The organism is Arthrobacter sp. SPT-J7, assembly GCF_059089965.1.
Map to the genome: position 1 here is coordinate 1 of NZ_JBNHFF010000490.1, position 887 is coordinate 887.

General features: G+C 61.7%; 1 protein-coding gene. It reads right to left on the reverse strand.

Annotation, left to right across the window (positions count from 1 at the left end):
• A partial coding sequence (locus AC5RWX_RS33815) for a thiamine pyrophosphate-dependent enzyme (RefSeq protein WP_494100506.1) occupies positions 1 to 636 on the reverse strand: 636 nt, incomplete at its 3' end.
• Positions 637 to 887: the final 251 nt, after the last annotated feature.

An 887-nucleotide genomic window follows, 5' to 3' on the forward strand; every position in this document is an offset into this window, starting at 1 on the left:
GGCGCCGTCGCCGAAGTAGGCGATCACGGCGGCGTCCGGGGCGGCAGCGCGATTGTCTTGACCGTCGGAGTGGACAGCCGCGGCACCGGCGGCGGCGAGCTTCTGGTCCCGCTGAATTCCCATGGCGTAGCCCACCGCGTGGAGCGTCTGGGCCGCAAGAACCAGGGTGTACAGGTGGAAGTTGGTGTCTTTGGGGTTCCATCCGCCGTTGGAGACGCCGCGGAACTGGCGCAGCAACTCGGCCAGGTCCACATTGCGGGTCCAGGCCACGCCGTGCTCGCGGTACGTAGGGAAGATGTAGTCCTGCGGCTGGCTGGCCCGGCCGGAACCGATCTGGGCGGCTTCTTGGCCGGTCAGCGGAACCCAGAGTGCCAACTGCCCCTGGCGCTGCAAGGCTGTGGCTTCGACGTCGAACCGGCGGATGGCGGCCATGTCGGCATAGAGCCCGCGGAGCTTTTCCGGGGTGAGCTTCTTGGCATACCCCGAAAAAACCGGATCAAAACCCAGTTTCCCGTCAGGGCCGAGGAGCTGGACCATCTGCGCCGGAGGCTCTCCCATCACGGCTTCGGCATCAGCCTCACGCTGATCGTCTACAGCTGTTCCGTCAAACTCGGTGGCAGGCAGATGTGTGCCCATACCGTCTCCTTGCTTGCCGCATCCGGATGCAATGCAATGTCGCTGGGATATATGCTTCAAAAGGAATAGATTCCTCCGACGGCATATATAATGGCTTACTGATCCTAACTTTATCTTCAGTAAGTAACCGCGGGGCTACTTGTTAAGTGCTAGGAACCGCGCGGGGCCTTTGTATAGTTCGCACACAGGGCAAGAAAACGCGTATTGGCTTCTTCCTCCCCAATGCTGACGCGGACGCCTTCGCCCGCAAA